We start from the raw sequence: 25,157 nt of genomic DNA on the forward strand, positions 1-25,157 counted from the left end.
GTGAGGGACGGTGCGGCGTAAGGCTCCTCTTTGACAATTCGGTGGGATCGAGCACGTTGCCGCGGCATGCGGGAGGAGAGAGTGTCGCCCCAAGGCATCAGGGCATCGACCGAACTCCTACTACTCGTGGGAGTTGAACCTTGGGTGCCATGGCCACGCAAGCGTGGCCATGAACCGGCGTAGGACGGTTGCAGGACCGTCGCCAATCGCATGGCCACGCAAGCGTGGCCATGGCACCCTTGGCTACTTTCCTCGGCGAATACTGGGCGAGAACGGTCGCGAAAGCACCCGAACGAAGCCAGCGCCTCACGAAGCAAAACGCGTTTTCCGCCAAGGACTTGCGACGCTGTCACATCACGCGAACAAAGCCAAATCGAAGCCGACGCCCCGCTTCACTCCGGCAGGGCGAAGGCCACGAAGGCGTCTCCCGCCTTCGTCCTCAACTTTCCCGCGCCTCCGGCGGCGATGACGACGAACTGGCGGCCCTTCGCGCGGTAGGTCGAAGGAGTGGCGTAGCCGCCGGCGGGGAGGTCGTGCTCCCAGAGAAGTTGGCCGGTCTCCTTGTCGAAGGCGTGGATCCGCTCGTCGAGCGTGCCGGCGATGAAGACCAGCCCGCCGGCCGTGACGATGGAGCCGCCGAAGTTCTCGGTGCCGGTGAGCGGGATGCCCCGCTCGGTCAGCTTGGGGTGCTCACCCAGCACCGACCGCCAGGCAAAGTCGCCGGACTTGAGGTCGATCGCGTTCAGCAGTCCCCACGGGGGCTTGATGGCCGGGTAGCCCTCATGGTCGCGGAACTGGATATATCCCTTGTGGACGAACGGGCCGTGCTGGACGACCTTGGCCGCCTCGGTCTCGGTCATCGTGATGATGTTGGGCATGTTCGTCGAGTTGACGTACAGCCGCCCGGTCGTCGGGTCGAACGACGCCCCCGACCAGTTCGCCCCGCCGTGGAAGCCGGGGACGAGGACGGTCCCCTCGCGGCTCGGCGGCAGGAAGGCCGGGCCGTACTTCAGACCCTTGAGCTGTTCCAGGACCGACTTCCGGTTCGCCTCGCCGATGTCGGTCACGTCGGACTCGTCGAACTTCTGGGCGGCGAACGGCGGGGGTTTGACGGGGATCGGCTGAGTCGTCGCGGCGAGTTCCCCGGTGATCTCCGATTTCGCGACGGGGACGTCCTGGATGTCGAACAGCGGCTTGCCCGTGACGCGGTCGAAGAGGTACAGGAAGCCCGTCTTGGTGACCTGCGCCGCGGCGTCGATCTTGCGGCCGTCGCGTTCGACCGTGACGAGGACGGGATAGGTCGGCAGGTCGTGGTCCCAAATGTCGTGGCGGAGCGTCTGGAAGTGCCAGGCGCGACGGCCTGTTTTCGCATCCAGGGCCAACACGCAGTTGGCGAAGAGGTTGTCGCCCGGCCGGTCGCCGCCGTAGAAGTCGAACGAGGCCGAGCCGAGCCCGGCGAAGACCATCCCGCGCTCGAGGTCGACGCTCAGCCCGCTCCAGGCGTTGGCCCCGCCGCGGTCCTTCCAGGCCTCCGCCCCCCAGGTCTCGGCCCCGAACTCGCCGGGACGAGGAACCGTCCGGAACGACCAGGCCTGGGCCCCGGTTCGGACGTCGAACGCCCGGACGTCGCCGGGAGCCGCGATCCCCGGGCCTTCGCCGCACGAAACGCCCACGACCACCAGGTCCTTCCAGACCGCCGGCGCCGAGGTCGGCCCATAAGGGAGCTTCGCAACCTTCGGATCGAGTTCTGCATGCATGTCGCGGACGCCGTCCTCGCCGAACTTCGGGTCGAGCTTTCCCGTCTTCGCGTCCAGCGAAAACAGCCGACCGTCAGACGTCCCGTGCAGGATCCGACGCTCGCCGTCCGGCTTGCCGTCCGACCAGAAGGCGCAGCCTCGATTCACGCCCCCCGAGGAGAACGGATACTTCGACGGCTTCTCCGTCAGCGGGTCGAACCGCCACTTCTCCTCGCCGGTGGCCGCATCGAGAGCCACGACCTTGAGGTTCCCCGTCGTGAGATACATGACGCCGTCGATCACGATCGGCGTGCACTCGATCGTCTTGCCGTTCCCCTTCTCGTCCAGCTCCTTCGTGTGGAACGTCCAGGCCGGCTTCAACCGCGAGACGTTCCCCCGGTTGATCTGATAGAGGTACGAATACCGCATCGCCCCCGGATCGTTCCCAACCCTCGGCCAGTCGCCGGCCGGGTCCGTCTGGGCCGAGGCGCGGCCGACCAACAGCAAGACGCAAGCGAGGCCGAGCACGAGCCAACCCCGACCGATTTGCCTACTTGTTCCCATGAGGGCGACCCCGAAGGTATGAGTCCGATCGACGACTGCGGTGGGTTCGAGACGGCGATCCTACCATAGCGGGCGCGGGGGCTTGCCGCACGAGCGTGGAGGGATTAGCGTCTGAATTCTGTAACCGGCTCATCCTTGTCGTCACCCGGGAAACGTGCCATGCGTCGAGCCTCGTTCATAGGCCGGATCGGGATCCTCGTTCTGGTCCTCGCGTCGGCGGCCCGGAGCGACGACTTTCCCCAGGTGATCGACACCGATCCCGACAAGTCGCCGCCGATGCCCGCCGACCAGGCGGCGGCCGGGTTCAAGGTGCCGGACGGGTTCCACGTCTCGGTGTTCGCCGCCGAGCCCGACGTCCGCAACCCGATCGCCTCGGCCTGGGACGCGCGCGGGCGGCTCTGGATCGCCGAGAACTACACGTACGCCGAGCGTTCCGCCCGGTTCGACCTGCGGTTCCGCGACCGGGTGCTGATCTTCGAGGACGCCGACGGCGACGGCCGGTTCGACAAGCGCACGGTGTTCACGGACGACGTGCAGATGCTGACGAGCGTCGAGGTCGGCCGCGGGGGCGTCTGGCTGATGTGCCCGCCGAAGGTCCTCTTCATCCCCGACCGCGACGGCGACGACCGCCCCGACGGCCCGGCGGAAACGGTCCTGGACGGCTTCACGGTGCCGCAGGAGAACTACCACAACTTCGCCAACGGCCTGCGGTGGGGTCCTGATGGCTGGCTCTACGGCCGTTGCGGGGCGTCGAGCCCCGGGCGGATCGGCGTCCCCGGCACGGCCGACGCCGACCGCATCCCGATCGCCGGCACGATGTGGCGGTTCGACCCCCGCTCGAAGCGGTTCGAGGCCCTCGCCCAGGGGACCACGAACCCCTGGGGCCACGACTGGGACGCTCGCGGGGAGTTGTTCTTCATCAACACGGTCAACGGCCAGCTCTGGCACTCCATCCCCGGCGCCCACTACGCCCGCCCGCACACCGTGGACGCCAACCCGCATTCCTACGCGTTGATCGACCAGCACGCCGACCACTACCACTGGGACACCGCCAAGGACTGGACCGACTCGCGATCGGCCTCGGGCGAGCACGGCCGGCTCGGCGGCGGGCACGCCCACAGCGGCGTCATGATCTACCAGGGGACGCAGTGGCCGGCGGCCGACCGCGGCAAGCTCTTCACCCTCAATTTCCACGGCCGTCGTGCGAACGTCGAGCGCCTGGAACGCTCCGGCGCGGGGTTCGTCGGCAAGCATGAGCCCGATCGGTTCTTCTCCCCCGACCTCAAATTCCGGGGCATCGACCTGACGGCCGGTCCCGACGGCGGCGTCTACGTCCTCGACTGGAGCGACGCCGGCGAATGCCACGACAGCACGGGCGTCGTCCGGACCTCGGGCCGGATCTTCAAAATCACCTACGGCAAGCCCACCCCAGCCCGACCGATCGACCTGACGAAGGCCAGCACCCTCGAACTGGTCGGCATGCTCGCCAGCGAGGACGGCTGGCGGTCGCGCATGGCCCGGCTGCAACTGGTCGACCGCGCGGTGAAGGGCGAGGATACAACCCACGTTCGCACCCTCCTCACAACAGCCGCGATCGCCAAGTCGGAACTGCGGCTCCAGGCCCTCTGGACGCTCGCCGGGATCGGCCGACTACAGGACGGGTTGCTCATCGTCTTACGCGGCGACGAAAACGAGGCCGTCCGCGCCTGGGTGATTCGGTTGCTGACCGATGCATGGCCGCTCGATACGGCAGTCGGCGACCGGCCCAAGCGGAAACTCGAGCCGGCAGATGAAGGCGTAGCGGAAGCCACGGCCGAGATCGTCCGGCCCGAGTTCATTCGCATGGCCCGCGAGGACCGCTCGGGCCTGGTCCGCCTGACCCTCGCTTCGACGCTCCAGCGGCTTCCGGTGGAGCATCGTCCGGCGCTCGCCGCGGCGCTGGTCTCGCGGGCCGAGGACGCCAACGACCACGATCTGCCGCTCATGGTCTGGTACGGTCTGATCCCCGTGGCCGACGCCGATCCCTCGGCGCTCGCGAAGATCGCCATCGGCTGCACCTGGCCGACGACCCGGACCTTGATCGCCCGACGGCTGGCGGAGAGTCTGGACAAGCAGCCCGCCCCGGTCGACGCCCTGATCACGGCCGCGGCCGATTCGTCCGACCCGGCCTTCCGCGCCGACATCCTCCAGGGCCTGCTCGACGGCCTCCGAGGCTGGCGGAAGGCCCCCAGGCCGGCGGGCTGGGAGGCGGCCTCGGCGAAGCTCGCCGCCGCGACCGATGATGCGACGCGTGCCAGGGTCCGCGACCTGGGAGTTCTCTTCGGCGACGGCCGGGCGCTCGACGAGATCCGCCGCCTCGCCCTCGACGGCAAGGCCCCCCTCGACGTCCGCCGCTCGGCGCTCCAGACCCTGATCGCCGACCGTCCGGCCGACCTCCGCTCGATCTGCGAGAAGCTCCTGGGCGTCCGCTTCCTCAACTCGACCGCGAGCCGAGGCCTGACCCTGTTCGACGACCCGGCCATCGGCCCGACGCTCGTCCGCAGCTACAAGTCGTTCCACCCCTCTGAGCGACCCGCCCTGATCGACGCCCTCGTCGCGCGGCCGGCCCTGGCGAAGGCCCTGCTCGACGGCATCGCCGCAGGAGCGATCCCCCGCGGGGACCTCTCCAGCTACCAGGCCCGGCAGATCCGCACGCTGAACGACGCCGACCTCTCGCGCAAGCTGGCCGAAGCCTGGGGCGAGATCCGCGACACGCCGGACGACAAACGAGCGGCCGTCGCCAGGATCAAGGCCGAGCAGACCCCGGAGAACCTCGCACACGCCGACCGCTCCCGCGGCCGCGCCCTGTTCGACAAGACCTGCGCCGCGTGCCACACCCTGTACGGCCAGGGAGGGAAGGTCGGCCCCGACCTCACCGGCGCGGGGCGAGACAACATCGACTACCTGCTCGACAACATCGTCGACCCCGGCGCCGTCGTGAACGCCGAGTTCCGCGTCGCCGTCGTCGCGACGACCGACGGCCGCACCCTCAACGGCCTCGTCCGCTCGCCGACCGACAAGACCATCACCCTCGTCTCCCAGAACGACCCCGTCGTCCTCCGCCGCGACGAGATCGAGGAGATCCGCCAGACCCCCGCCTCCCTCATGCCCGACGGCCTCCTGGACAACCTCACCCCCGACCAGATCCGCGACCTCTTCGGATACCTCATGGGCAAATCCCAGACGGCCCTGCCCGCCGCGCCTTAATCCGTCCGAGGTTCGCCCGATGACTCCGGAGTCAGCCCCTGTTCATCCTTGCCCGACGCCCCCCAGATGGGTTCCCCGTTCTCGTTGAATCCGACCCACATCTCGTGTTCGCCGCTACGATTCGTCAGGAACATTCTCGGCTCGCCCGAGGGCCAGGTGTCCATGACAACTCGCATCTTGCTCGATTCGTCACCCATCCGGAGGCTCGGCTTGCCATCGCTCCCAATGCCCGCGACGAGCCAGGTGTTCCCCGTTTGATCACAGAGTTCCAGGAAGCACTCCCCCTCGACAATCCCCAACCTCAACCGGGTCGCTGACGTGGCGTCCGTGGCCATTAGGACCGGTCCAGTCCCTTTGAGCAAGGTGGCCGAGAGCCGAGACTCCCCCTTGCTATCGGTCATCCAGAAAGACGTCTGATCATCAGAACCGACACCCGCCCCAAGGCGAATCCGAGAGTTCTCATCCATAAGCACCAGCCCAGGATTGTCGTCGTCGATCAAGCCGAGAGTCGCCCACCCATGTTCTTCGCAATCACCGAACGAGAGCCTGATCACATCGTGGTCGATCGAAATCCGATCCCGGCCCTCCTCATCCCTGAAAACGGCCCCAGTCGAGAAGCGTAGACGACGGTTCGCGAACACGAACAGGATGGTCGCCGACACCACGAGCAGACCAAGAGTCCCCCCAAGGACGCTGGCGATGATCTCAAGTCGATGGATGCGACTCGCGAGTTCTTCCAAGTCAACCTCCCCGATTGACCCAACGGCTCGGCTCCACCGAGTGCGCCGAAGCGTTCCGATGAAGGTTTGAGACTACGCTGATTCGTCTCCGGCTGGTGTCTCGTCTGGAGGGCTCGGAGAGTCATTCTCCTCACCTCCTCCAAACGGTCCCCAGATCGGCTCGCCCTTCTCATTGAATCCGACCCACATGTGACAGTCGCCGCTACGATTCGTCATGCGTAGCGTCGGCTCTCCCGAAGCCCGGGTGTCCATCGCCACGCATGTCTTGCATGACCCATCCAGCAGGTAGAACGAAGGCCCTGCGTCGTTGGCCACGGCTGCGACGAGTTGGACGTCGCCGGATGGATCGAGCAACTCGAAGCTGGAATCGCCCTGGAGAGTGATTCCCAACCTCACCCGGACGGCTCCCGTTTCGTCAGTCGCCTGCAAAACCGGCCCGACGCCCTCGCGCATGAACGCCGAAAGTCTCGGCTCCCCCTTATCGTCATTCATCCAAAGAGCCGCGCTGCCGTCGGTATCGATCCCTACAACGAGGCGGGGCCGAGACTCAGCGTCCATGAAGGCCAGCGTCGGACGATCTCGGTGAACACCAAGAGCCATCCGCACCCGCTCCCCCTGATCCCGAAAGTTCAGCATGCTCGAGTTCTCGTTCAGGTCCATCGAAATCCGGGCCTTTCCCAGACGATCCCTGAAGACCACTCCACCCTTGAACCGTAATCGTCGGATCACTTGCACCAAGGCCAGGATCGTCGCCGCCGCCAAGAGCACGCAGGCGACGCCGAGGACCGCCACGATGATTTCAAGTCGGTGGGATCGCGCAGCGAGTTCGTCCAGCGTCGAGCCGTTCATCGATCCGCCCCTTCCGTCCGCGAACTTCCCGCCCCTCGGATTGCTCCAATCGTCGGCCGGGACTTATGATTGGAGGTCAGCCCTCGCCCCGCCGGCGAGGGGCGGGTCGTGGCTTGGAGCTTGGTTTGACATGCGGATCATCGCGGGGCAGAAGCGCGGGCACAAGATCGAGGGCCCGCGCGCGACGGCGAACATGCGGCCGACAAGCGACCTGGTGCGCGAGTCGCTGTTCAACATCGTCGGCGCGATGATGCCGGGGAGGACGGCCGTCGACCTGTTCGCGGGGACGGGAGCGATCGGCCTGGAAGCCCTCAGCCGGGGCGCCGAGGGGGCCGTGTTCGTCGAGAAGGATCGCGAGGCCGTCGCCCTGATCCACACCAACGTGAACAAGCTCCGGTATCAGGACCGAAGCCAGATCCGCCTGGCCGACGCCTACCGATGGGCCCGGGTCCACGCCGCGGAGATCGGTCGGCCGCTCGCCGTCTTCCTCGACCCGCCCTATCGCGATTACGAAACCGGCGTGAAACGCATCCGCGCCACGCTCGACCATCTCGTCGAGCATCTCCCCGAAGGCTCGATCATCGCGCTGGAGGCCGGCCGGGTCCTGGACGATTCGATCCTCCCCGACTTCGACCGCTGGGACATCCGCCGCTACGGCGACACCCAGATCGCGTTCTGGACCCGCGACGGCGTCGAGGTCGACGAGGGGTCGGAAGCCGAAGAGGTCGCCGAGGAGGGGGCCGGCGAGGAGGTCGGCGATGGCTGATCCCCGCGCCCGCCGCGAGTTCGCCGAGGAGATCGTCGTCCGTCTCCGCCGCGCCGGCTATCAGGCTCTGTGGGCCGGCGGTTGCGTGCGCGACATCCTGCTGGGGCTGACGCCGGCCGACTACGACGTCGCCACCGACGCCACGCCGGAACAGGCCACGGCCGCTCTCCCCTTCCGCTCGCTGACGATCGGGGCGTCGTTCGGCGTCGTGAAAGTGCGACATCCCCGGATGAAGGGGAACGAGGTCGAGATCGCCACGTTCCGCAGCGACCTGGCGTACATCGACGGCCGTCGACCGAGCGGCGTCGTCTTCAGCTCGCCTCGCGAGGACGCCGAGCGTCGGGACTTCACGATCAACGGCATGTTCATGGACCCGATCGGCGGCGAGGTCGTCGACTACGTCGGAGGCCGCGCCGACCTTGAAGGCAGGCGGCTGCGGGCCATCGGCGACCCCTCCGCGCGGTTCGCCGAGGACAAGCTGCGGCTGCTTCGCGCCGTGCGGTTCGCCTCGCGGTTCGACCTGCACATCGAGCCGACGACGCTGGCGGCGGTCAGCGCGATGGCCGCCGAGGTGAACATCGTCTCTCCCGAGCGGATCGCCCAGGAGATGCGCCGGATGCTCACCCACCCGAGCCGTGCGCGGGCCATGGACATGCTGATGGACTGCGGCCTGATGGCTGCGGTGCTGCCGCCGCTCGTCCGGGCGAAGGGGCTCTTCCAGGGCAAGCCGATGCAGCCCGAGGGGGACCTTTGGGACCACCTCCTGCTGACGCTCTCGCTGCTCCCCCACGACGCGAGCTTCCCCCTCGCATTGGCCGGCCTGCTGCACGACGTCGGCAAGCCGTTCTCGAAGCAGGTCCAGGAGGGAGGGCGGGTCAGCTATCACAATCACGAGTCCGTCGGCGGTCGGATCGCGGACGACATGGCGCGTCGGCTGAAGCTCTCCAACGCCGAGCGCGAACGCCTCGCATGGCTGGTGACGTTCCACCAGTACCTCGGCGAGGCCGAACGCCTGCGCGAGTCCAAGCTCAAGCGGATGCTCGCCAGCCCCGGCGTCGACGAACTGCTGGCGCTCCACCGCGCCGACGCCCTGGCGACGGTCGGCAACGCCCGCCACGTCGACTATTGCGAATACTACCTCGAACACCAGCCCGCCGGCCCGATCAACCCCCCCCCGCTCCTCACCGGCCACGACCTCGTCCGCCACGGCCTCAAGCCCGGCGAACACTTCGCCACGATCCTCGAAGCCGTCCGAGAAGCTCAACTCGAATCGCGCATCCACAACAAACGCGAGGCCCTGGAACTCGTCGACCGGGAACTGACCACGATGTAAAGAGTGATCCCCGCCCCTCACGAGACGCCTGTCGGTCGTCCATGGCCCGCGATCGGAGTCTCCTGGATATGGACGCGAACCATGTTCGATGTCGCTGGGTGAATCGCCTCGTAAGGCGATGGAGCGTCCGGGGTCTGCTCGTTTTCGTCGCACTTACGGCCAGCGTCCTGGGCTGGGTCGTCAACAGCGCCCACATTCAGCGCAACGCCGTACATGTCATCGAGACAGCCGGTGGAACCGTCGGGTACGACATCGAGTATCACGGACGACCACCAGACCCCGATGCGCAGGAACTGAGTCTCCCTGCCTGGCTGCTCGACCAGCTCGACCCGGACTATGTGGGACATCCGACCTATCTGGAAGCGTGGGATTCCAACTTCGGCGATCGGGAGACGGCCGCCGCCGGCGACCTCGACCGTCTCCAATCGATTCGGTTGAGCGAACCATCGGTGTCGGACGAGGGACTGGCACCTCTGGCGAACTTGGATGTACTGCTCGACCTAGAGCTGCGTTACGCCAGGATCGGTGATCAGGGGCTTGTTCGGCTCTCGGGATTGAAAAGCCTCCAGGGACTGAGCCTGTTCGGAACCTTGGTTACCGACGAAGGGCTCCGCCATCTTTCGCGTCTGAGCGAACTCCGATCTCTCGGTCTCGGTGAAACCAAAATCACGGATGCGGGACTCGTCCACCTGCGTCCCCTGTCAAAGTTATCGGGTCTCTATTTGGACAACACCCGGATCACGGATGCGGGCCTCGTCCATCTGCGTCCCCTTTCGAGTCTCACGACTCTCAGCTTGCAAGACACGCACGTCTCAGATAGAGGGTTGATCCATCTCAAAAACCTGCGGAATCTCGTCTACCTGCATCTTGCTGGTACGAGGGTCACCGACACGGGCCTGCCCTATCTGTGCGACCTGTCGAGGCTTGAGGTCCTCACTCTAAATTGCAGCCAGATCTCCAACGCCGGGTTGGAGACTCTTCAGAGATGTCCCTCCCTGAAGAGAGTCCAGATCTGGAACGCCCCCGAGTGCGACGGAGCCGATCGTCACAAATACACGCACGAAGCCGCTGGGGCCTTCCGCCGAACAGGCTCGAACGTCTTCCTTCAGCTTCATTGACCTCATGTGCCTCGCCGCCCGAAGTCTTCGGATCAGAGAACGCCGACGGATTCTTCCTGTCGGCGCCCAAGGTGTCGGAGGTAGACCCTGGGATCGTCAGTCGCCATCGATCGGAGCGCTGCTGAGCTGATAGACGTAGGCGTCGACAATCGTGCCGTCCTGGCGTCTGGCCGACGTCAGGACGCGCTCGTACCCCGGCCCCTCGAACTCATCGAGACGGCCCCAATGCTGCGGAAGGCTCTCGGAGGCGAAGCGAAGGCCCGAGACCTCCTCGCCCTCCGGCTCCAGGACGATTCCAGGATAACCGGCCGCTGCCCCCCAGCCCTCCGGATACAGCCTGCCTCGAACCGTCGCCGGCTCCCATTCGCCGGGAATCGGCGCGAGGATGTGTTCGTTGGGCCTGCCGGGGGCCAGGGTGCCGTAGACAAAAAGTCGATGGGTCATGCTACCTTCAGGTCGGATTGGAACGCTCTTCCTCAGTCCACTCAAGTTCAGTCGCCCAGATCCTCGGTCTCGGAGGGTTCGGCGACGTAATCCGGCGACTTGCGTTCGGCCTGACGTATTCGCTCCCAGGTCTTCAGCGCATTCGGTTCGCCGGCCGCATTCAGGATGGCTCGACAGAACGCCTTATACGACTCCCCCGTCGTGCATCCCGCCCGATCGATGACATGGTATTCGCCGTTCCTCACGCCTTCGATCACGATCACATCGCCGTCCCCGATCCCTCGGCCTTCCTTGACCGACACGGGAGCCTTCCAGAACTTCGTCTTCTCAAGTGAATCGACGATTCGCCTCCCCTCGTCGAACTTCAGCTTCAATTCCTTGTCGAGTCGCAACCGCGCCTCGGTCGCCTGCGGCGGCTTGTCATGACTCTTGACGTTCAAAACGACGTCATCCCCGGAACGGGTGAGGCGAAGGCTCATCGGATGCTCGTTCGCCGCGATCCACAAGAACCTGTAACTGACCACCGTCCGGTTCTCCCGCGACAGTTTCCAGAGCGACGGCTCCTTCAACGCTCGAAGATTGATCGTCGTCAATTCATCAATCAAATTGTTGAGACCCTCGACTTTGGGCGCGAAGATCAACGGGGGGAAATACGCATCCTGCGCCACGGAACGATCCACGACCATGAGACTCGCGACGATCAGAGCTGTCGTGAAAGCCGCCCGCATTCCGACCCTCTCGGCCCTCATGGTCGGACTCCCATCTCATAACCCAGACGCCCCCCTCCGCTTCAGCCTGTTGCAATCCTAGCAATCGCACGCCCTCACTGGAATCGCTGCACCTCGTCCGGCCCCGGAGTCGCGTAAGCCGGGTCGAGGGCGCGGATGGAGACTTCGTCGTCGGGGAGGAGTTTCACGTCCAGGGGGACGATCGTCACGCCCTGTTCGTTGATGGTCTGGGCGTTGTCGCGGAGGTCGCGGGTTTCGATGCCCTCGCGGGGGAGCGGCGGGACGTTGCCGTTGAAGAAGGCCGTACACCACCAATGGCCGTCGCGGTCCCGGAAGGGGGTGCCGTGGCCCAGGAAGCGGCCGGCGAACTTCCGGGGGCCGTAGGGGCCGGTGATCTTGTCGGCCGTGCAGTAGTAGAGGTTGTACGAGCCTCTGCGGCCGCGATCTGTCGACCAGGCCGTGCCGAGGTGGACGTACTTCGGGCCGACCTTGATCATCGTCGCCCCCTCGTGGCCGATCCGGCTGATCGGCGTTCCCTGGGGGCCAGGGCGGCTGCCGGCGGGGTCGATCCGGACGGGGTCAGCCGTGTAGTGCGTGAAGTCCTTGCTGAGCGGCGCAATGAGGGTGTTCAGCCAGAGCAAATACCAGGTGCCGTCGTCGTCCTTGAACAGCGAGGGGTCGTGGCGCTCGCCCAGGGTTCGGCCCATCGGATGAGTCCATGGCCCCTTTAGCTCGGGCCCGTTCGTGAGTGCGAGGCTCGCCAGGGCGGCCGGGCAATGGACGAGGGCCCAGCGGTCGCCCAGCCAATGGACCTCGGGCGCCCAGATGAAGGGCTCGACCGGCTTCTTGCCGGCCTCGCGGACGTGGAACGAATCCGCCAGCGTGTAGGGCGTCCCCAGCGACTCCCACTGAATGAGGTCGCGGCTGCGGTAAAGGCGTACCTGATCGCCGACGATGCTCGCCTTCCCAAGGCCGATGTTGTAGGGGTCGGCCGCCTCGCGAGGATCGCCCTCGTTCGGCTGGGTGCCTGTCAGGTAATAGAAGTCGTCGGGGCCGAGCGTGATGTAAGGATCGCGGATCCAGCCGGCCTTGATGTGGAGGGCCCGATCGCGGCTCTTCAACCCGGCGCGGATCGTCTCGGCGTCCATCACCGGTTGCGGCCGGCGGTCGGTCTTCTCGACCTGGAATTGAGGGTTGGTCTCGACCACCTGCGCGGGGCTGGAGACGGTCGTCGCGATCACGAACGCACAGCCAAGAACGAATCGAACGGGCCTGAACACGAGCCGTCCTCCGAGGTTGGGTCCGCTTGCCGCCGCTCGGGCGAAGTCTAAGATGGAGGGACCACGACCGCGAGCCCAGGGAGCCCGCCATGTATCGAGTGACCCGCCAGATCGAATTCTGCTACGGCCACCGCCTGCTTGAATACGCAGGCAAGTGCCGGCACCTCCACGGCCACAACGGGCTCGCCGTGGTGACGCTGGAGGGGAAGGAGCTCGACGCTCAGGGGATGCTCGTCGACTTCGGCGAGATCAAACGGAAGCTCCAGCGCTGGATCGACGAGGAGCTGGACCACAACATGATCCTCCGCCGCGACGACCCGATCCTCCCCCTGCTCCAGGAGCGCGGGGAACGCGTCTTCGTGATGGACGTCAATCCCACGGCGGAGAACATCGCCCGGCTGATCTACGACCAGGGAAAGGCCGCCGGCCTGCCGATCGTCGAGGTCGTGCTGTGGGAAACCCCCAACTGCTTCGCCACTTACACCGGCGCGGGCGAGGTTTGAGCCCTCGCCCGGTTCGGCTTCGTCCAGCTTGCCTCAGTGCCCGCCCGCATGGCCGTGGCCGTCGTCGACCTTCTTCTCGGGGAGAGCGGCCGTCTTCGGCTTATAGGGATAGAGGACGTCCTCAATCCACCACTCGTACGCGTTCTTGTTCTCAGGCACCATCCCCTTGATGACGGCGAGAGCATAGTCGTCGTGGGGCTCCTGGTGCTCGTGCTTGTGCTCGGCCTCCCCCTCCTTGGCCGCTTCGCCCTCCTTGTGCTCGTCCTTGATCTCGCCGACGTGCACGTCGAAGAGGGCGAGGGCGACGAGGGTCAGGTCCTCACGCTCGAGCTTCTCGATCGAGTTGAACTTGATGGTGCTCTCCGGCGAGCCGTGCAGATCCTGAGACAACTTGCGGAGAGCGCCGTACTTCATGTCCATCATCGGCGCTTCCGAGGCCTGGGACTGCATCTGCTTGAGGTTATCCTCGGGCGTGACGTTGGCGCGCTGTTGCGGAAGCAGACCGATCCAGTAGAGCTCGGCCAGCGAGCCGGATTTCAGCCGTTCGCCGTACTCGACGGCAAAGGCGGCGGCCTGGCGCTTCGCCAGGAAATGCTGTACGGCCGAGATCGTGAAGATCGACAACCCGAAGATCAGCCCCATCGCCATCGCCGCGCGGGCGAGCCCCTGCCCTGTGAGGACGTCCGACCGTTTTTGGATCGACCGGTCCGCCAGGAAACCCAGCACGACGGCGACCGCGGCGCAGAGGTAGAAGGCCCAGTGGGTGAAACTCAGAGCGCCCAGAAGGCCGAAGAGGACCGCAACAACGGCAAGGCTGCTGACGGCCCGGTAGGTCGGGATCTCGTTCTCGATGGCCGACCTGCGAAGCATCTTGAGGTCGGATTCGTCGGGTCGGGTAGACTCGTGCTCGATGGCCACTTTGAGGAAGCTCCTGGAGCGCCCGACCCGGACGACGATGAGTCGATGCGACGATGTCGAAAACGGAAGCGAAAAGCCGGCGCGCAGGATGTCCGGGTTATGGGCGTGCGTCGTGCCATCGAGGCTAATCGCTGCGGTGCCGAGCGTCAAGGATCACCGCAGCGCCAGACCGGCCAGGGGCCCACTCCCCGACGCCAGGGCCCAGGTCGCAAAGGCGAGCCCGACCCAGAACAGCCCCAGAGCCCAACCGGTCACATTCGTCCACGACCAGTCGCGCCCCGCCAGTCCGGAGCGAAGCCCTGCGAGAAGCACCGCCAGAATGATCAGGCCCATCGCACGAGGGCCAAGAGGCGTCGCCCAGTCGATCGACCGGAAATCCCCCCGGACGACGCACTCCAGGTTGAAAATCCAGATCAGGAGCCCGCCCGTCATCCAGATCAGCTCCCCCAGGCTCCCCGCCGCCTTGCCGGAACGGGCCAGGATGACCGGGCCGACCAGCGCCAGACAGCCGGCGACCGTCGCCAGTGAGGAGAGCAGCCGGACGGGCGGCCAGGCCAGCATCCCTCGATGGACGAGCATCGCGAGCGCCCATCCCAGGGCTCCGACGACGAGGAGCGCGGTGACGAGGGGATGCGCGCCGGCACCCGATGGAGAACCGCCGTTGTTGCGTTTTGGAGGCATGAGGGCGTCGAGGGAGTCTTCTCGGGGATGGAATCGAGGGTCGGGCTCGCGACGACGGCCGAGCCGGAAGCGACGAACCTCGACTTCATCCTTTTTCGGCCTCAACGCCCGAGGCTCGTGAGCTCGATCGACGACCCGACGAGCGGTTTCGACGCCCTCGTCGGCGCCTCCGTCGCGATCAGTGCAAAGCGGCGATCGGGCCGTCCGGTTGAGCGGCCGAGGTCGGTTCGGCGGCCGGAACGGGGACGGGCTCGGCCAGGTCGTCGGCCAGCTCGTCAGGACGGGGGTTGAGCACGACCTGCTCCCCTTCTTCAAGCCCCTGGGAGACCTCCAGGAGGTCAAGGGTCGCCTGGCCGACGGCCACCCGACGTTTCTCCAGGCTCCCACCGTCACCGCGAACGACGTAGCAGTAATCGCCGTCCTGCTCGGTCGCCACCGCCTCGACGGGAACGGCCAGGACGTTGCTCTTGGGAGGCATGGTCAGGTCGACTCGCGCAGTCATTCCCGGCATCAACTCGCGGCCGGCTCCCTGGTCGAGCCTCACAATGCTCTCGAAATAGCGAACGTCGGAGCGGTCGTCGAAAACGGGAAGGGGCGAGACCGAGGTCACGCGGCCGGTGACCGATACGTCCGGGGCCCCCTCGAAGGCGATCCGGGCCCTCATCCCTCGCTTCACCCGATCGACCACCGACTCGTGCAGCATCGCCACGACCTCCATCTGCGAGAGATCGGGCAAATAGAAGAGGTCCTGCTTCTGGTGCACTGACATCCCCGGCTCGATCACGATCCCGCGGCGGGCGTCGCTAGCGTAGATCAGGTAGCCGTCGTGCGGGGCCCGAATGGTGCAAAGCTCAACCTGCTTTTCCAGCTTCGCAAGACGGTCGAGGTTCCGGGCCAGCCGCGTGTCCTGATAGCGAAGGTTGGCCTCCTTGGCCAGCATCGCCCCCTCAAGCTGCTTGATGACCTTGGACGCCGTGAAGCGTTCGAAGAGGGTGAGAGCGCCCTTGGCCCTGTCGAGCGCCACCTGGGCCTTGGCGTTCGTCTGGGTTTCCGTCTTCAGGACGCTGGCGGCGACGTAGCCCTTGGCGTTCATCTTGGTCGCCCAGTCGAGCCGGTCCTTGCTGCGGCTCAACTCGGACTCAGCCAGGGCGATCAGACGCTGATGATCCTTGACCGTCTCGGCCATCAGGCCGTTGCGGTATTCGTTGATGGCCAACCTGGCCACATCCAGCTCAAGCTCGCCCTGGTGGTGATCGGCCCGAGAGCGTTCGACGGTCATCCGTTGCTGGCGAAGGAGTTCCTCGTAGCTCGAGGAATCGAGAGTCGCCAGGACGTCCCCCTTCTTCACCCGGCTGCCGTCGGGGACGACGGTCAGCAGCGTCGACGCTCCGCCGGCGGAGAGGGCGCGGCCCATCACGCCGATGCTGATACTCTCAAGTTCGCATTCGACGACCGTCCGCTTGGAGCTTTCCAACCGGCCGGGAGTCGTCAACGACCCCTCCAGAACGGTTCGGCTCACCGGCGCGAACTGATACTTCACCGTGAGGTCTCGCGGGCGACCAGCGCCCGGCAGGCGATATCCCGCAGCGTACGCCCAGATCGAACCGGCCGCGACGGTCGCCGCGATCAGGCCGAGAGACGTGGAGACTCTCTTTGAGGCGGGCATCGGGTGACTCCTCTTCCATCGCATGTTCAGGCCGCACGTCGCAAAGGGGGGCGGGGCGACGCGCTTCAGTCGGCGGGGGTCGAGGACGACGGCTTAAGGGCCCTCGTCCGGGGGGAAGCGGTCGAGGGGATTCCGGCTTCGGAATCCACCATCGACTTCAGAATGTATCGGATCCCGACCGCCTTACCAAGAGTTCGCTCCTCAAGACGTTCGGCGATCCTTCACGTCGTTTGACTATCTTCATCTTACCCACGATTGTAAAACAAAAATCTTACAGACGCAAGCCCAACGCAACGACCAGTACGCTCGCGCCGATTGCAGCGGGTTCCCTTGAGGGATTGACCTCCAGGGCCATAATGGAAGGAATACGGCGCGCCGTCGGCGAGCCGGGAGTGATATCCAACCGGGGTCGGCAACTTGAGCGCAGCGGCGACGGGCATCGAAGCGGGCGTGGCGGTCGGGACGGGAACCGTTGCGGGGGCGCTCGCGCGGGTGAAGCCCGAGCTGCTGGCGCCGGCCGGCGACCGCGAATGCGTCCGCGCGGCCGTGGCCAACGGGGCCGACGCGATCTACTTCGGACTGAAGCGGCACAACGCCCGAATCCGAGCCTCCAACTTCGACGGGCTGGACCTCTCGGAAACGATGGCCTTCCTGCGACGCCACGGCGTCCGGGGCTACGTCACGCTCAACACCCTGATCTTTCCCAAGGAGCTGGCGGACGTGGAGGCGACCCTCCGCGAGTTGAACGACGCCGGCGTCGACGCTGTGATCGTTCAGGACCTCGGCCTGACCCGGCTGATCCGCGCGGTCGCTCCCAATCTGGAAATCCACGGCTCAACCCAGATGTCCATCACCAGCGAGGAGGGCGTCCGCCTGGCCGCCGAGCTGGGATGCTCGCGGGTGATCCTGGCGCGAGAGCTGTCGCTGGACGAGGTCCGCCGGGTCCGCGCGGAATCGACGATTCCGGTAGAGGTCTTCGTCCACGGGGCCCTCTGCGTCGCCTACTCGGGTCAATGCCTGACCAGCGAGGCCCTCGGCGGTCGTTCCGCGAATCGCGGCGAGTGCGCCCAGGCCTGCCGAATGCCCTACCAGATCGTCTGCGACGGCGAGGACGTCGATCTCGGGAAGACCCAGTACCTCCTCAGTCCGCAGGACCTCGCCGCCTACGATCTGGTCCCGGATCTGATCGGAGCGGGGGTCGCCAGCCTGAAGATCGAGGGCCGGCTCAAATCGCCCGAGTACGTGGCCAACATCACCCGCCACTATCGAAGGGCGATCGACGAGGCCTGGGAGGGCCGCACCGTCGCCTTCACGCCTCGCGAGGTCGAGGACATGGAAATGTCCTTCTCCCGAGGCTTCAGCCACGGTTTCCTCGACGGAGTCGACCACAAGATCCTGGTGCGCGGGGATTACGCCAAGAAGCGTGGGGTTCTTCTCGGCGAGATCCACGGCCTCGCCCGCGCGGGGGTCCACCTGAAAGCCGTCACCGGGATCAAGCCCGGGGACGGCCTGGTCTTTGACGGCGACGAGGCGATGGGCGTCCCCGAGCAAGGGGGCCGCGTCTATGAGGTCGTCCCGATCGCCGGCCGACCGGACCTCGTCGAGCTTCGCTTCGGCCGAGGCGACATGGATTTTTCCCGCCTGCACCCGGGCCAGCGGGCCTGGAAGACGGACGACCCCGAGTTGACCGCCCGTCTGCGGAAGACGTTCGAGGGCCCTTCGCCCCGGCAGGTGGGGCTCGCCATGAAGGTTCGCGCGGCGGTCGGCGAGCCGATCCGCGTCGAGGCCCGCACGGCGACGGGACTGGTCGCGGAGGCCCTCGGCGACGCCCCGCTCGCCGCCGCCCAATCGCGCCCGGCGGACGACGCCCTGCTCCGCGAACAACTCGGCCGCCTCGGAGGGACCGCGTATCGGCTGGATGACCTCGAAGCCGAGATCGAGGGGGCCCCGATGGTCCCCAAGAGTCTCCTCAACCAGATTCGCCGCGACCTGACCGCCCGCCTGGACGCCCTCGCCGACGCCCCCCCTCCCCGGCCGATGGCCGCCGAGCCGGTCCTCCCCGGGCTGCTGGCGCCCATCCGGGCCGAGGCCGATCGCCAGCTTCAGGAGCGTCTCGCGGACCAACCGCCGCGTCTTGTCGCCCTCTGCCGGCGGACCGACCAGATCGCCGCCGCCGCGGCCGCTGGGGCATCGGCGATCTACGCCGACTACCAGGACATCAAGGAATACAAGGACGCCGTCGCCGAGGCCCGCCGCGTCGGGCTGCCGATCCACGTCGCCAGCCCTCGAATCGAGAAGCCGGCCGAGCGGAACCTGTTCAAGGCGCTGGTGAAGTCCGGGGCCGACGGCCTCCTCGTCCGCAACGCGGGCGGGCTGGCCTTCTGCGCCGAGACGGGCGTCCCGTTCGTCGCCGATTTCTCGCTCAACGCGTCCAATCCGCTGACTGTCGCCCTCTTCCGCGAGCGCGGGGCCGAGCGCGTGGCGGCCTCGTACGACCTCGACGCCGGCCAGCTCTTCGACCTGATCGAGGCGACCCCGACCGACTGGCTGGAGGTCGTGATTCATCAGCAAATCCCGATGTTCCACATGGAGCACTGCGTCTTCTGCGCGTTCCTCTCGCCGGGGACCGACCACACCAACTGCGGCCGCCCCTGCGACCACCACGACGTCAAGCTCCGCGACCGAGTGGGCAAGGAGCACCCGCTGAAGGCGGACGTCGGCTGCCGCAACACCCTGTTCAACGCCGTCCCTCAGACGGCCGCCGAGTTCCTCCCCCGCCTGATCGCCCGGGGCGTCCGGAACCTCCGCGTGGAGTTCCTCGACGACTCCCCCGAGACCGTATCGCGGACCCTGACCCTCTACCGCGAAACGGCCGCCGGCCTCCGCGACGGCCGAACCCTCTGGCGCGAGTTGAAGGCGTCCAACCAGTACGGCGTCACCCGCGGCCCGCTGGCCGTTTTGTCATGATTGAGCCACGACGCTTAACCGCAACGGCCTTCCCCCCTCGCGGGGGAAGGTGGCCGCGAAGCGGCCGGATGAGGGGGGATCGGCGCCGGGTGAAAAAACCGCCCATCGGTTGCGCGTCCGACGGCAGTCGTCCCCCTCAACTGATCGCTTCGCGATCTGTCTTCCTCCGCGAGGGGGGAAGCCCGTCATCCTCTTTGACGCTGGTCTCAGGGGAGAAATCCCTATGACCGCCGCGCTCCTCCCCAAAACCGTCGTCCTCGTCGGAGCCGGTCCCGGCGATCCGGGGCTCATCACCGTTCGAGGAGCCGAAGCCCTCGCCCGCGCCGAGGTGGTCGTCTACGACCATCTGGCGAACGAGCGACTGCTGGACCTGGCTCCTGAGACGGCTCTTCGCATCTGCGCGGGGAAGTCGGTCGGCCACTGCACGATGACGCAGGACCAGATCAACGCCGCTCTGGCCGAGCACGCCGCCGCCGGGCGCTCGGTCGTCCGCCTCAAGGGGGGCGACCCTCTGGTCTTCGGCCGAGGTTCGGAGGAGGCGGCCTACCTTCGCGAGCGTGGGATTCCCTTCGAGATCGTCCCCGGCGTGACGGCCGGCGTGGGGGCGACGGCCTTTGCGGGGATCCCTGTAACCAGCCGGGGCGTCGCCTCAGCCGTGGCCTTCGTGACGGGCCACCAGGCCCCGGACGTGCCGAGGAAGGCCGACTCCCCCTCGCGCCTGGACTGGTCAGCCCTCGCGAAGTTCCCCGGCACGCTCGTCTTCTACATGGGCGTGACCCACCTGCCGACGATCGCCCGCACCCTGATCCAGGAGGGGAAATCGCCCGCCACGCCCGCGGCGGTCGTCGCATCCGGCTCGACCCCCGTGCAGAACGTGGTCGTCGCCGACCTGGCGACGATCGCCGAACGAGTGCAGGCCGCCGGCGTCCGCCCCCCCGCCCTGCTCGTCGTCGGCGAGGTCGTCGCCCAGCGCGAGGCGCTCGCCTGGTTCGAATCCCGCCCGTTGTTCGGGCTCCGGATCGTCGTCACAAGGCCTCGCGAGGAAGCCCTGCGTTCGGCCGCGACCCTGGAAGCGATGGGTGCCGAGGCCCTGATCGCGCCGACGGTGGAGATCCGCGCGATCGAGGATCACGGACCGCTCGACGCCGCCATCGACCGCCTCGACGACTACGACTGGCTGGTCTTCACGTCTTCCAACGGCGTGCGACGGTTCCTCGACCGGCTGCTTGAGTTGGGACGCGACCTGCGGGCCCTGGGACGGCTTCGGCTGGCGGCGATCGGCCCAACCACGGCGCAGGCGCTGGCTGCTTATCATCTCCGCGCCGACCTGATTCCGCCGTCGTTCCGATCGGAGTCGCTGGCGGAAGCCCTGGGGAAAGTCGCAGCCGGTTCGCGGATCCTGCTGGCGAGGGCTGATCGCGGGAGGGCGATCCTCAAGGACGAACTCTCGGCGGTGGCGGAAGTCGACCAGGTGGCCGTCTACCGCAACCTGGATGCGGAGAGCTTCCCTTCGGCCGTTCTGAATCGCATCGAGGCGGGGACGGTTGACTGGATTACCCTGACCAGCCCGGCGATCGCCGCGCGGCTGCACGCGATCGTCTCGCCGGAGGCCCGTCGCCGGATCGGCCGCGAGATCAATCTGGCGACGATCAGCCCGGTCACGTCATCGACCGTCAGGGAACTCGGCTGGAACGTCGCCGTCGAGGCCCCCGTCCACTCCTGGGACGGGCTGATCGAGGCTCTGGCCGCCCACGTCTCGCGGGCCGTTCCTGGAACGTGAAAGCGGCCCGCCCCCCTCTACCTTCCTGCGTCACGCCGTCATCTCAGTTCCAGGATCGTCTCGACCCCCTGCCACAGCAGGAACGCGCCGCCAAGGATGAAAAGGATGTCCATGGCGATATAACGCCCGAAAATCCCGGCCGCCAAATCCAGCGCAAAGATCAGGACGACGATCGCAGCGACTCCGATCGCTGAGTAAGTAATGACCTTCTCGGTCTCCATGACGCGACGCTCCGCTCAGGTGGGTGACGGCCCTCAACGATTACAACTTACCACAATTCCCGCGCGGAGCGAGGGGCCGTGGCCGTTCACCGCGATTCCGCTGAGGATTACGCCGAAAGCCATCCCCAACACTCCCGATTTGCTGCTCAACCTGGGACTTCATCGTCCACAGTTCTTATAGACGACGCGTCACGCGCAAAGCCGAATCGGCGACGATCCGACCGACCGCCTGCGTGTGCATAAAGCGGCCCCGGTCGATCTCACGCCGATCGCCGAGGACGTGGCCTCGACGCGCGAATCCTTGGCAAGACGGCTTCGGAAACGACAGGGAAACCCGTCATGAATCTCGTGAAATTGACCGACCGAACCCAATTCCGCGAGCCGGTTCTCGACGACAAGTCGCTCTCGTTACTCGACTTGAGTCAAATTGGGTTCGGTGATCCAGGCGCAAACGAACCCACCGCGAATCAGTCGGTGCGGATGGGGATCGAGCGGGGCTTCTGGGCGGGGGGACGAGGTAGGCGGATCGTCAGCACGCCGTGGCGTCCATCGGCGCGGGCGGCGTCGAGGTCGACCTCGCGAGTCAGATGGACGTGGCGGAGGAACGGGCCGATTCGGCCCTCGCGAGGTCGGCGCAGGGAGTCGACGGCGGGAGCCTCGTCGAGCCGAGTCCCCTGGATCGTCAGGACGTCGCCGTCGGCGGTCACTTCCACCGTCGCGGGGTCCACCCCCGGCAACTCAACGACCACGATGGTTTCCTCCGGCGTCTCGTAGACGTCAACCGGCGGGGAGTACGGCTCAACGGTCGCCGGCGGTTCGTCGCCGACGGATGGACCGGCCTGAAAGGCGTCCTTCAAGAAACGGAAGAACTCGCGCTCCAGCGTCTGAAATGGCGAAGCGTCTGGGAACAGTCGGCTCATCAAAGTAATCCTCGCGTCCACAGACCGGGGTCAGGACTTGATCTCAATCCGTCGGGCGCGGGCCCGGTCGGCCTTGGGGAGATGGATCGTCAACACGCCGTCCTTCAGCTCGGCCGCGATCCGTTCGCGGTCGACGTCGTCGCTGAGGATGAACGAACGATGGTAGTCCCCCACGGCGTATTCCTGGTGGATCGGTCGAGCCCCCTCAGGAGCCGGGGCGTCGATCCGAGCGTCCAGGCTCAGGACGTTGTGCTCCAACTGAATGATGAGACTCGACTCGGTCGCCCCTGGGAGGTCGGCTTCCAGGGTCAGGCCGTCGGGTCCGTCGTGGATGTCGATCGGCGGGGTGATCGTCGCTCGAGGAACCTGGCCAGCCGGCGGCTGCGCGGGGCGCGACGACGAGGAAGACGTCCCAACCGAGACGCGGATCGGGGTGTGCTCTTGGCTCATGATCGGGGCTCCCGCGGCTCGGCGGCGGTCTGCGACGTGACGGCGATATGTCGAGGTTTGGCCCCCCCAGCGCGGGGAAGATGGACGGTCAGGACGCCGTCGACGAACCGCGCTGAGACCCTGGACTCGTCGACGCGATCCGGCAGCGTGATCGTCCGCGACCACCGCCCCATGAATCGCTCCTGGCGACGGTACGATTCATCCTGAACCCCTTCGGGCCGTTTGCGTTCGCCCCGAAGGGTGACGGTGTCGGACGTCGCCGTGAGTTCAACGTCGCCCGGGTCCATCCCTGGCAACTGCGCTGAGAGGATGAACTCGTCGCCCGTCGAATACAGGTTCACCGGCGGAAACGTCCGGAAATGGCGCAACGAAGGGAATGGATCGAACGACTGAAACAGCCGCCCCATCTCCCGCTGGATTTCGTGGAATGGATCCCATCCCCCCCGCCAATCCGACCCCGCCATGATTCACCCCCAGAGATTCTCGGTTGCCACCTCCCGTCACTAGTGCAGAGCGTGTGCCAAAATGGCCGAAAAAACCGGGGCCTCGCGAAAACACATCCCTAACCTCTGCCCCTGCAGACAATTGCGCCTCTCCGCGAAATGCCTTATCAGCGAGGGTGGCCGCGTGCTGAGGCCGACGCGCCTCGCCATTATGGCAGACGGCACGGGTGCGATAGGTATGCGGGACCGACGCACGCCAAAATGGCAGAACGGTCCTCGATCACCAGGTGATCTGCAGATTCCGGACGGTGGCGGGCTGATCCCCTGGGGAGAAGGTCAGCCAACGGGCGTCGGCGACGGTCTTTGGGTCGGGCTCGAATTCGTCGTCGTCGATTTTGACAGTGAAAACACCGAATTGGCGACGGATTTCGACGTGATGCCAGCGCAAGGGCTCATCGGGAAGGTCTTCGACATTTGGAACGGTGTGCGGAACCAGGGGGCAACCGGCGATCCGGAGCTGCGCCAGGGTTCTTGGGCTGGCCTTGACCTCGACCTTGAGCCGGAAGGCAGGAGGAATGGCCAGTTTCGGAGGGAATACCACGACGGACCGATTGTCCTCCGTGGCGGCGACCTCGAACTCGGAGAGTCCCAGGTCACGGAAGATGGCGTCGCCCGCTTTCGGCGAGGGGACCAGCGCCGAGGGGTCGACGGGCGCCAGGATGCGGGACATGGAAAGAGCCACGGCGAGAAGCATGAACGCAGCCGGCACGCCCACAGAGAACCACCGGGGGGGACGGCCCTCGACGGCGAACGGACAGTAGAGGAGCATCGCCACCCGCTGGAGCAAGGGCGTGTCAAAAGGTCGGCCTCGCCAGAATCGAGGCGACTCGACTTCCCGGCCGTCGGTTTTCACGGCGGCTGGACGACCGCTGGAGAGGCCGACGAGCCATCGGGCGTAGTGGGTGGTCTCTCCCAACGGTCCGGCGGCTCGGCGGTCCGCCAGGAATTCCTGGTCGATCCGAAGCTGGGTCCGCAGCCACCAGAGATGCGGCAGGAAGAACCAAAGGATCTGAGCGAGCGCGGCCAGGGCGTTGAACCAGGCGTCGCCTCGGTCGGCGTGGGCCAGCTCGTGGAGCAGGATCAAGCGAAGCGCATCCGGGTCGGCCTCGTCACGGTCAAGCCGGCCGGGGATGACGATCGTCGGTCTGATCACTCCTCCCAGGACCGGGCTGCGGAGCCAGTCCGACGCCCGGAGCGCAGGATGCGGCGGCGATCGCTCCAGGTCGACGATCAACTCGTCGAAGACGCGTTGTGTCGCAGGACTCACCTCGACGGAACGGTCGAGCAACCTCTGAAAGCCCCACACACCCAGGCCGAACCAGGACAGACCGGCCGCCGCCCCGACGAGGTAGATCAGGGTCGCCACCCGCACCAACCGCTCTCCGGCCGGCCATTCCGCCTGAGAAGAAGAGTCGGATCGACCTCTCGGGGAGGGCTTTCCAGCCAGGTCGACGTCGAGCGGACTCAACTCGGGAGTCAGGGGGGGCGGGACCAGACCAGTCCGCAACATCCAGTCGATGGGGTACGACCGCGGAAGAGCGTCGAACACGACCAGCGGGATCATCAGGAGCGCCGCGTAGACCCCTGTCTGGGCCAGAACGATTCGACGGGCCGGCTGCCGGGTGAAAACCACCAGGACCACGACGACGCTCAGCAGGATCGCGTTGGCGACCGCCGCGTCGATCAACGTGCGGCTGAACTGATCCAGCACAAGCCACATGCGGTCCGAGCGCCTCGGGGGCCG

At 66.5% G+C, this 25,157-nt stretch carries 21 protein-coding genes; 7 read left to right on the forward strand and 14 right to left on the reverse strand.

What is annotated here, in order from left to right:
* Window positions 1-392 precede the first annotated feature (392 nt).
* On the reverse strand, window positions 393-2,264 hold the full coding sequence (locus G5C50_RS16270; RefSeq protein WP_240907111.1) for a pyrroloquinoline quinone-dependent dehydrogenase: 1,872 nt from the start codon (window positions 2,262-2,264) through the stop codon (window positions 393-395).
* A gap of 195 nt (window positions 2,265-2,459) precedes the next feature.
* Between G5C50_RS16270 and G5C50_RS16275 the strand changes: the two genes are divergently transcribed.
* Window positions 2,460-5,546, forward strand: a complete 3,087-nt coding sequence (locus G5C50_RS16275) for a PVC-type heme-binding CxxCH protein (RefSeq protein ID WP_165071071.1) — start codon at window positions 2,460-2,462, stop codon at window positions 5,544-5,546.
* On the opposite strand, the gene G5C50_RS16280 is transcribed toward G5C50_RS16275, so the two are convergent.
* Window positions 5,543-6,286, reverse strand: a complete 744-nt coding sequence (locus tag G5C50_RS16280) for a hypothetical protein (protein WP_165071072.1) — start codon at window positions 6,284-6,286, stop codon at window positions 5,543-5,545. The two genes, G5C50_RS16275 and G5C50_RS16280, sit on opposite strands and share 4 nt — an antisense overlap.
* Window positions 6,287-6,358: 72 nt before the next feature.
* On the reverse strand, window positions 6,359-7,135 hold the full coding sequence (locus G5C50_RS16285; RefSeq protein WP_165071074.1) for a hypothetical protein: 777 nt from the start codon (window positions 7,133-7,135) through the stop codon (window positions 6,359-6,361).
* A gap of 130 nt (window positions 7,136-7,265) precedes the next feature.
* Between G5C50_RS16285 and rsmD the strand changes: the two genes are divergently transcribed.
* From rsmD to G5C50_RS16300, 3 genes are read left to right on the forward strand one after another with little or no spacing between them, the layout of a single operon-like run.
* Entirely contained in the window at window positions 7,266-7,901 is a 636-nt protein-coding gene (rsmD, locus tag G5C50_RS16290; RefSeq protein WP_165071076.1) for a 16S rRNA (guanine(966)-N(2))-methyltransferase RsmD, read from the forward strand.
* Window positions 7,894-9,234 (forward strand): CCA tRNA nucleotidyltransferase, encoded by a 1,341-nt coding sequence (locus tag G5C50_RS16295; protein ID WP_165071078.1) that lies wholly within the window; start codon window positions 7,894-7,896, stop codon window positions 9,232-9,234. Before rsmD ends, G5C50_RS16295 begins: the two co-directional genes overlap by 8 nt.
* 41 nt (window positions 9,235-9,275) lie before the next feature.
* Window positions 9,276-10,352: a leucine-rich repeat domain-containing protein gene (locus G5C50_RS16300; protein WP_206107730.1), complete on the forward strand. Its 1,077-nt coding sequence runs from the start codon at window positions 9,276-9,278 to the stop codon at window positions 10,350-10,352.
* 96 nt (window positions 10,353-10,448) lie between these two features.
* On the opposite strand, the gene G5C50_RS16305 is transcribed toward G5C50_RS16300, so the two are convergent.
* The 3 genes from G5C50_RS16305 to G5C50_RS16315 all read right to left on the reverse strand — a co-directional run bounded on the left by G5C50_RS16305 (window position 10,449) and on the right by G5C50_RS16315 (window position 12,804).
* Complete coding sequence (locus tag G5C50_RS16305) at window positions 10,449-10,796, reverse strand: gamma-glutamylcyclotransferase family protein (protein ID WP_165071082.1); 348 nt, start codon at window positions 10,794-10,796, stop codon at window positions 10,449-10,451.
* Between the two features lie 47 nt (window positions 10,797-10,843).
* A complete protein-coding gene (locus tag G5C50_RS16310; protein WP_165071084.1) occupies window positions 10,844-11,545 on the reverse strand; it encodes a hypothetical protein in 702 nt (233 codons plus the stop codon).
* Window positions 11,546-11,619: 74 nt separating this feature from the next.
* Window positions 11,620-12,804: a family 43 glycosylhydrolase gene (locus G5C50_RS16315; protein ID WP_206107731.1), complete on the reverse strand. Its 1,185-nt coding sequence runs from the start codon at window positions 12,802-12,804 to the stop codon at window positions 11,620-11,622.
* 89 nt (window positions 12,805-12,893) lie between these two features.
* Here G5C50_RS16315 and G5C50_RS16320 point away from each other — a divergent pair, with 89 nt between their 5' ends.
* Window positions 12,894-13,307, forward strand: a complete 414-nt coding sequence (locus G5C50_RS16320) for a 6-pyruvoyl trahydropterin synthase family protein (RefSeq protein ID WP_165071085.1) — start codon at window positions 12,894-12,896, stop codon at window positions 13,305-13,307.
* A gap of 33 nt (window positions 13,308-13,340) precedes the next feature.
* Here the strand turns inward: G5C50_RS16320 and G5C50_RS16325 are convergent, their stop codons facing one another.
* From G5C50_RS16325 to G5C50_RS16335, 3 genes are all read right to left on the reverse strand, one after another.
* On the reverse strand, window positions 13,341-14,225 hold the full coding sequence (locus tag G5C50_RS16325; protein ID WP_165071087.1) for a DUF4190 domain-containing protein: 885 nt from the start codon (window positions 14,223-14,225) through the stop codon (window positions 13,341-13,343).
* 153 nt (window positions 14,226-14,378) lie between these two features.
* A complete protein-coding gene (locus G5C50_RS16330) occupies window positions 14,379-15,011 on the reverse strand; it encodes a hypothetical protein (RefSeq protein ID WP_240907112.1) in 633 nt (210 codons plus the stop codon).
* A gap of 73 nt (window positions 15,012-15,084) precedes the next feature.
* Window positions 15,085-16,572: an efflux RND transporter periplasmic adaptor subunit gene (locus tag G5C50_RS16335; RefSeq protein ID WP_165071089.1), complete on the reverse strand. Its 1,488-nt coding sequence runs from the start codon at window positions 16,570-16,572 to the stop codon at window positions 15,085-15,087.
* Between the two features lie 417 nt (window positions 16,573-16,989).
* Between G5C50_RS16335 and G5C50_RS16340 the strand changes: the two genes are divergently transcribed.
* Both G5C50_RS16340 and cobA read left to right on the forward strand, forming a co-directional pair.
* Window positions 16,990-19,539 carry a U32 family peptidase gene (locus G5C50_RS16340; protein ID WP_240907113.1) on the forward strand — a complete coding sequence of 850 codons (2,550 nt, stop codon included), beginning with the start codon at window positions 16,990-16,992 and terminating at the stop codon, window positions 19,537-19,539.
* 223 nt (window positions 19,540-19,762) lie between these two features.
* The gene (gene cobA, locus G5C50_RS16345) at window positions 19,763-21,319 is read left to right on the forward strand and encodes a uroporphyrinogen-III C-methyltransferase (RefSeq protein WP_165071090.1); all 1,557 of its coding nucleotides are present in this window, start codon (window positions 19,763-19,765) and stop codon (window positions 21,317-21,319) included.
* Between the two features lie 38 nt (window positions 21,320-21,357).
* On the opposite strand, the gene G5C50_RS16350 is transcribed toward cobA, so the two are convergent.
* From G5C50_RS16350 to G5C50_RS16370, 5 genes are all read right to left on the reverse strand, one after another.
* Entirely contained in the window at window positions 21,358-21,540 is a 183-nt protein-coding gene (locus G5C50_RS16350; protein ID WP_165071092.1) for a hypothetical protein, read from the reverse strand.
* A 467-nt stretch (window positions 21,541-22,007) separates the two neighbouring features.
* Window positions 22,008-22,460 (reverse strand): Hsp20/alpha crystallin family protein, encoded by a 453-nt coding sequence (locus G5C50_RS16355; protein ID WP_165071094.1) that lies wholly within the window; start codon window positions 22,458-22,460, stop codon window positions 22,008-22,010.
* 30 nt (window positions 22,461-22,490) lie between these two features.
* Entirely contained in the window at window positions 22,491-22,910 is a 420-nt protein-coding gene (locus tag G5C50_RS16360) for an Hsp20/alpha crystallin family protein (protein ID WP_165071096.1), read from the reverse strand.
* Window positions 22,907-23,251, reverse strand: a complete 345-nt coding sequence (locus G5C50_RS16365) for an Hsp20/alpha crystallin family protein (RefSeq protein WP_240907114.1) — start codon at window positions 23,249-23,251, stop codon at window positions 22,907-22,909. Before G5C50_RS16365 ends, G5C50_RS16360 begins: the two co-directional genes overlap by 4 nt.
* A 382-nt stretch (window positions 23,252-23,633) precedes the next feature.
* Window positions 23,634-25,133, reverse strand: a complete 1,500-nt coding sequence (locus G5C50_RS16370) for a M56 family metallopeptidase (RefSeq protein WP_165071098.1) — start codon at window positions 25,131-25,133, stop codon at window positions 23,634-23,636.
* Between the last annotated feature and the right edge of the window lie 24 nt (window positions 25,134-25,157).

Origin of the sequence: Paludisphaera rhizosphaerae, from assembly GCF_011065895.1 — a bacterium.
Classification (GTDB): domain Bacteria; phylum Planctomycetota; class Planctomycetia; order Isosphaerales; family Isosphaeraceae; genus Paludisphaera; species Paludisphaera rhizosphaerae.

Coding starts and splice junctions, on each gene's coding strand:
- G5C50_RS16305 (WP_165071082.1), bottom strand. CDS start 10,796: ATGACCCATCGACTTTTTGTCTACGGCACCCTGGCCCCCGGCAGGCCC.
- G5C50_RS16275 (WP_165071071.1), top strand. CDS start 2,460: ATGCGTCGAGCCTCGTTCATAGGCCGGATCGGGATCCTCGTTCTGGTC.
- cobA (WP_165071090.1), top strand. CDS start 19,763: ATGACCGCCGCGCTCCTCCCCAAAACCGTCGTCCTCGTCGGAGCCGGT.
- G5C50_RS16320 (WP_165071085.1), top strand. CDS start 12,894: ATGTATCGAGTGACCCGCCAGATCGAATTCTGCTACGGCCACCGCCTG.
- G5C50_RS16295 (WP_165071078.1), top strand. CDS start 7,894: ATGGCTGATCCCCGCGCCCGCCGCGAGTTCGCCGAGGAGATCGTCGTC.
- G5C50_RS16335 (WP_165071089.1), bottom strand. CDS start 16,572: ATGCCCGCCTCAAAGAGAGTCTCCACGTCTCTCGGCCTGATCGCGGCG.
- G5C50_RS16310 (WP_165071084.1), bottom strand. CDS start 11,545: ATGAGGGCCGAGAGGGTCGGAATGCGGGCGGCTTTCACGACAGCTCTG.
- G5C50_RS16355 (WP_165071094.1), bottom strand. CDS start 22,460: ATGAGCCGACTGTTCCCAGACGCTTCGCCATTTCAGACGCTGGAGCGC.
- rsmD (WP_165071076.1), top strand. CDS start 7,266: ATGCGGATCATCGCGGGGCAGAAGCGCGGGCACAAGATCGAGGGCCCG.
- G5C50_RS16285 (WP_165071074.1), bottom strand. CDS start 7,135: ATGAACGGCTCGACGCTGGACGAACTCGCTGCGCGATCCCACCGACTT.
- G5C50_RS16360 (WP_165071096.1), bottom strand. CDS start 22,910: ATGAGCCAAGAGCACACCCCGATCCGCGTCTCGGTTGGGACGTCTTCC.
- G5C50_RS16370 (WP_165071098.1), bottom strand. CDS start 25,133: ATGTGGCTTGTGCTGGATCAGTTCAGCCGCACGTTGATCGACGCGGCG.
- G5C50_RS16300 (WP_206107730.1), top strand. CDS start 9,276: ATGGCCCGCGATCGGAGTCTCCTGGATATGGACGCGAACCATGTTCGA.
- G5C50_RS16350 (WP_165071092.1), bottom strand. CDS start 21,540: ATGGAGACCGAGAAGGTCATTACTTACTCAGCGATCGGAGTCGCTGCG.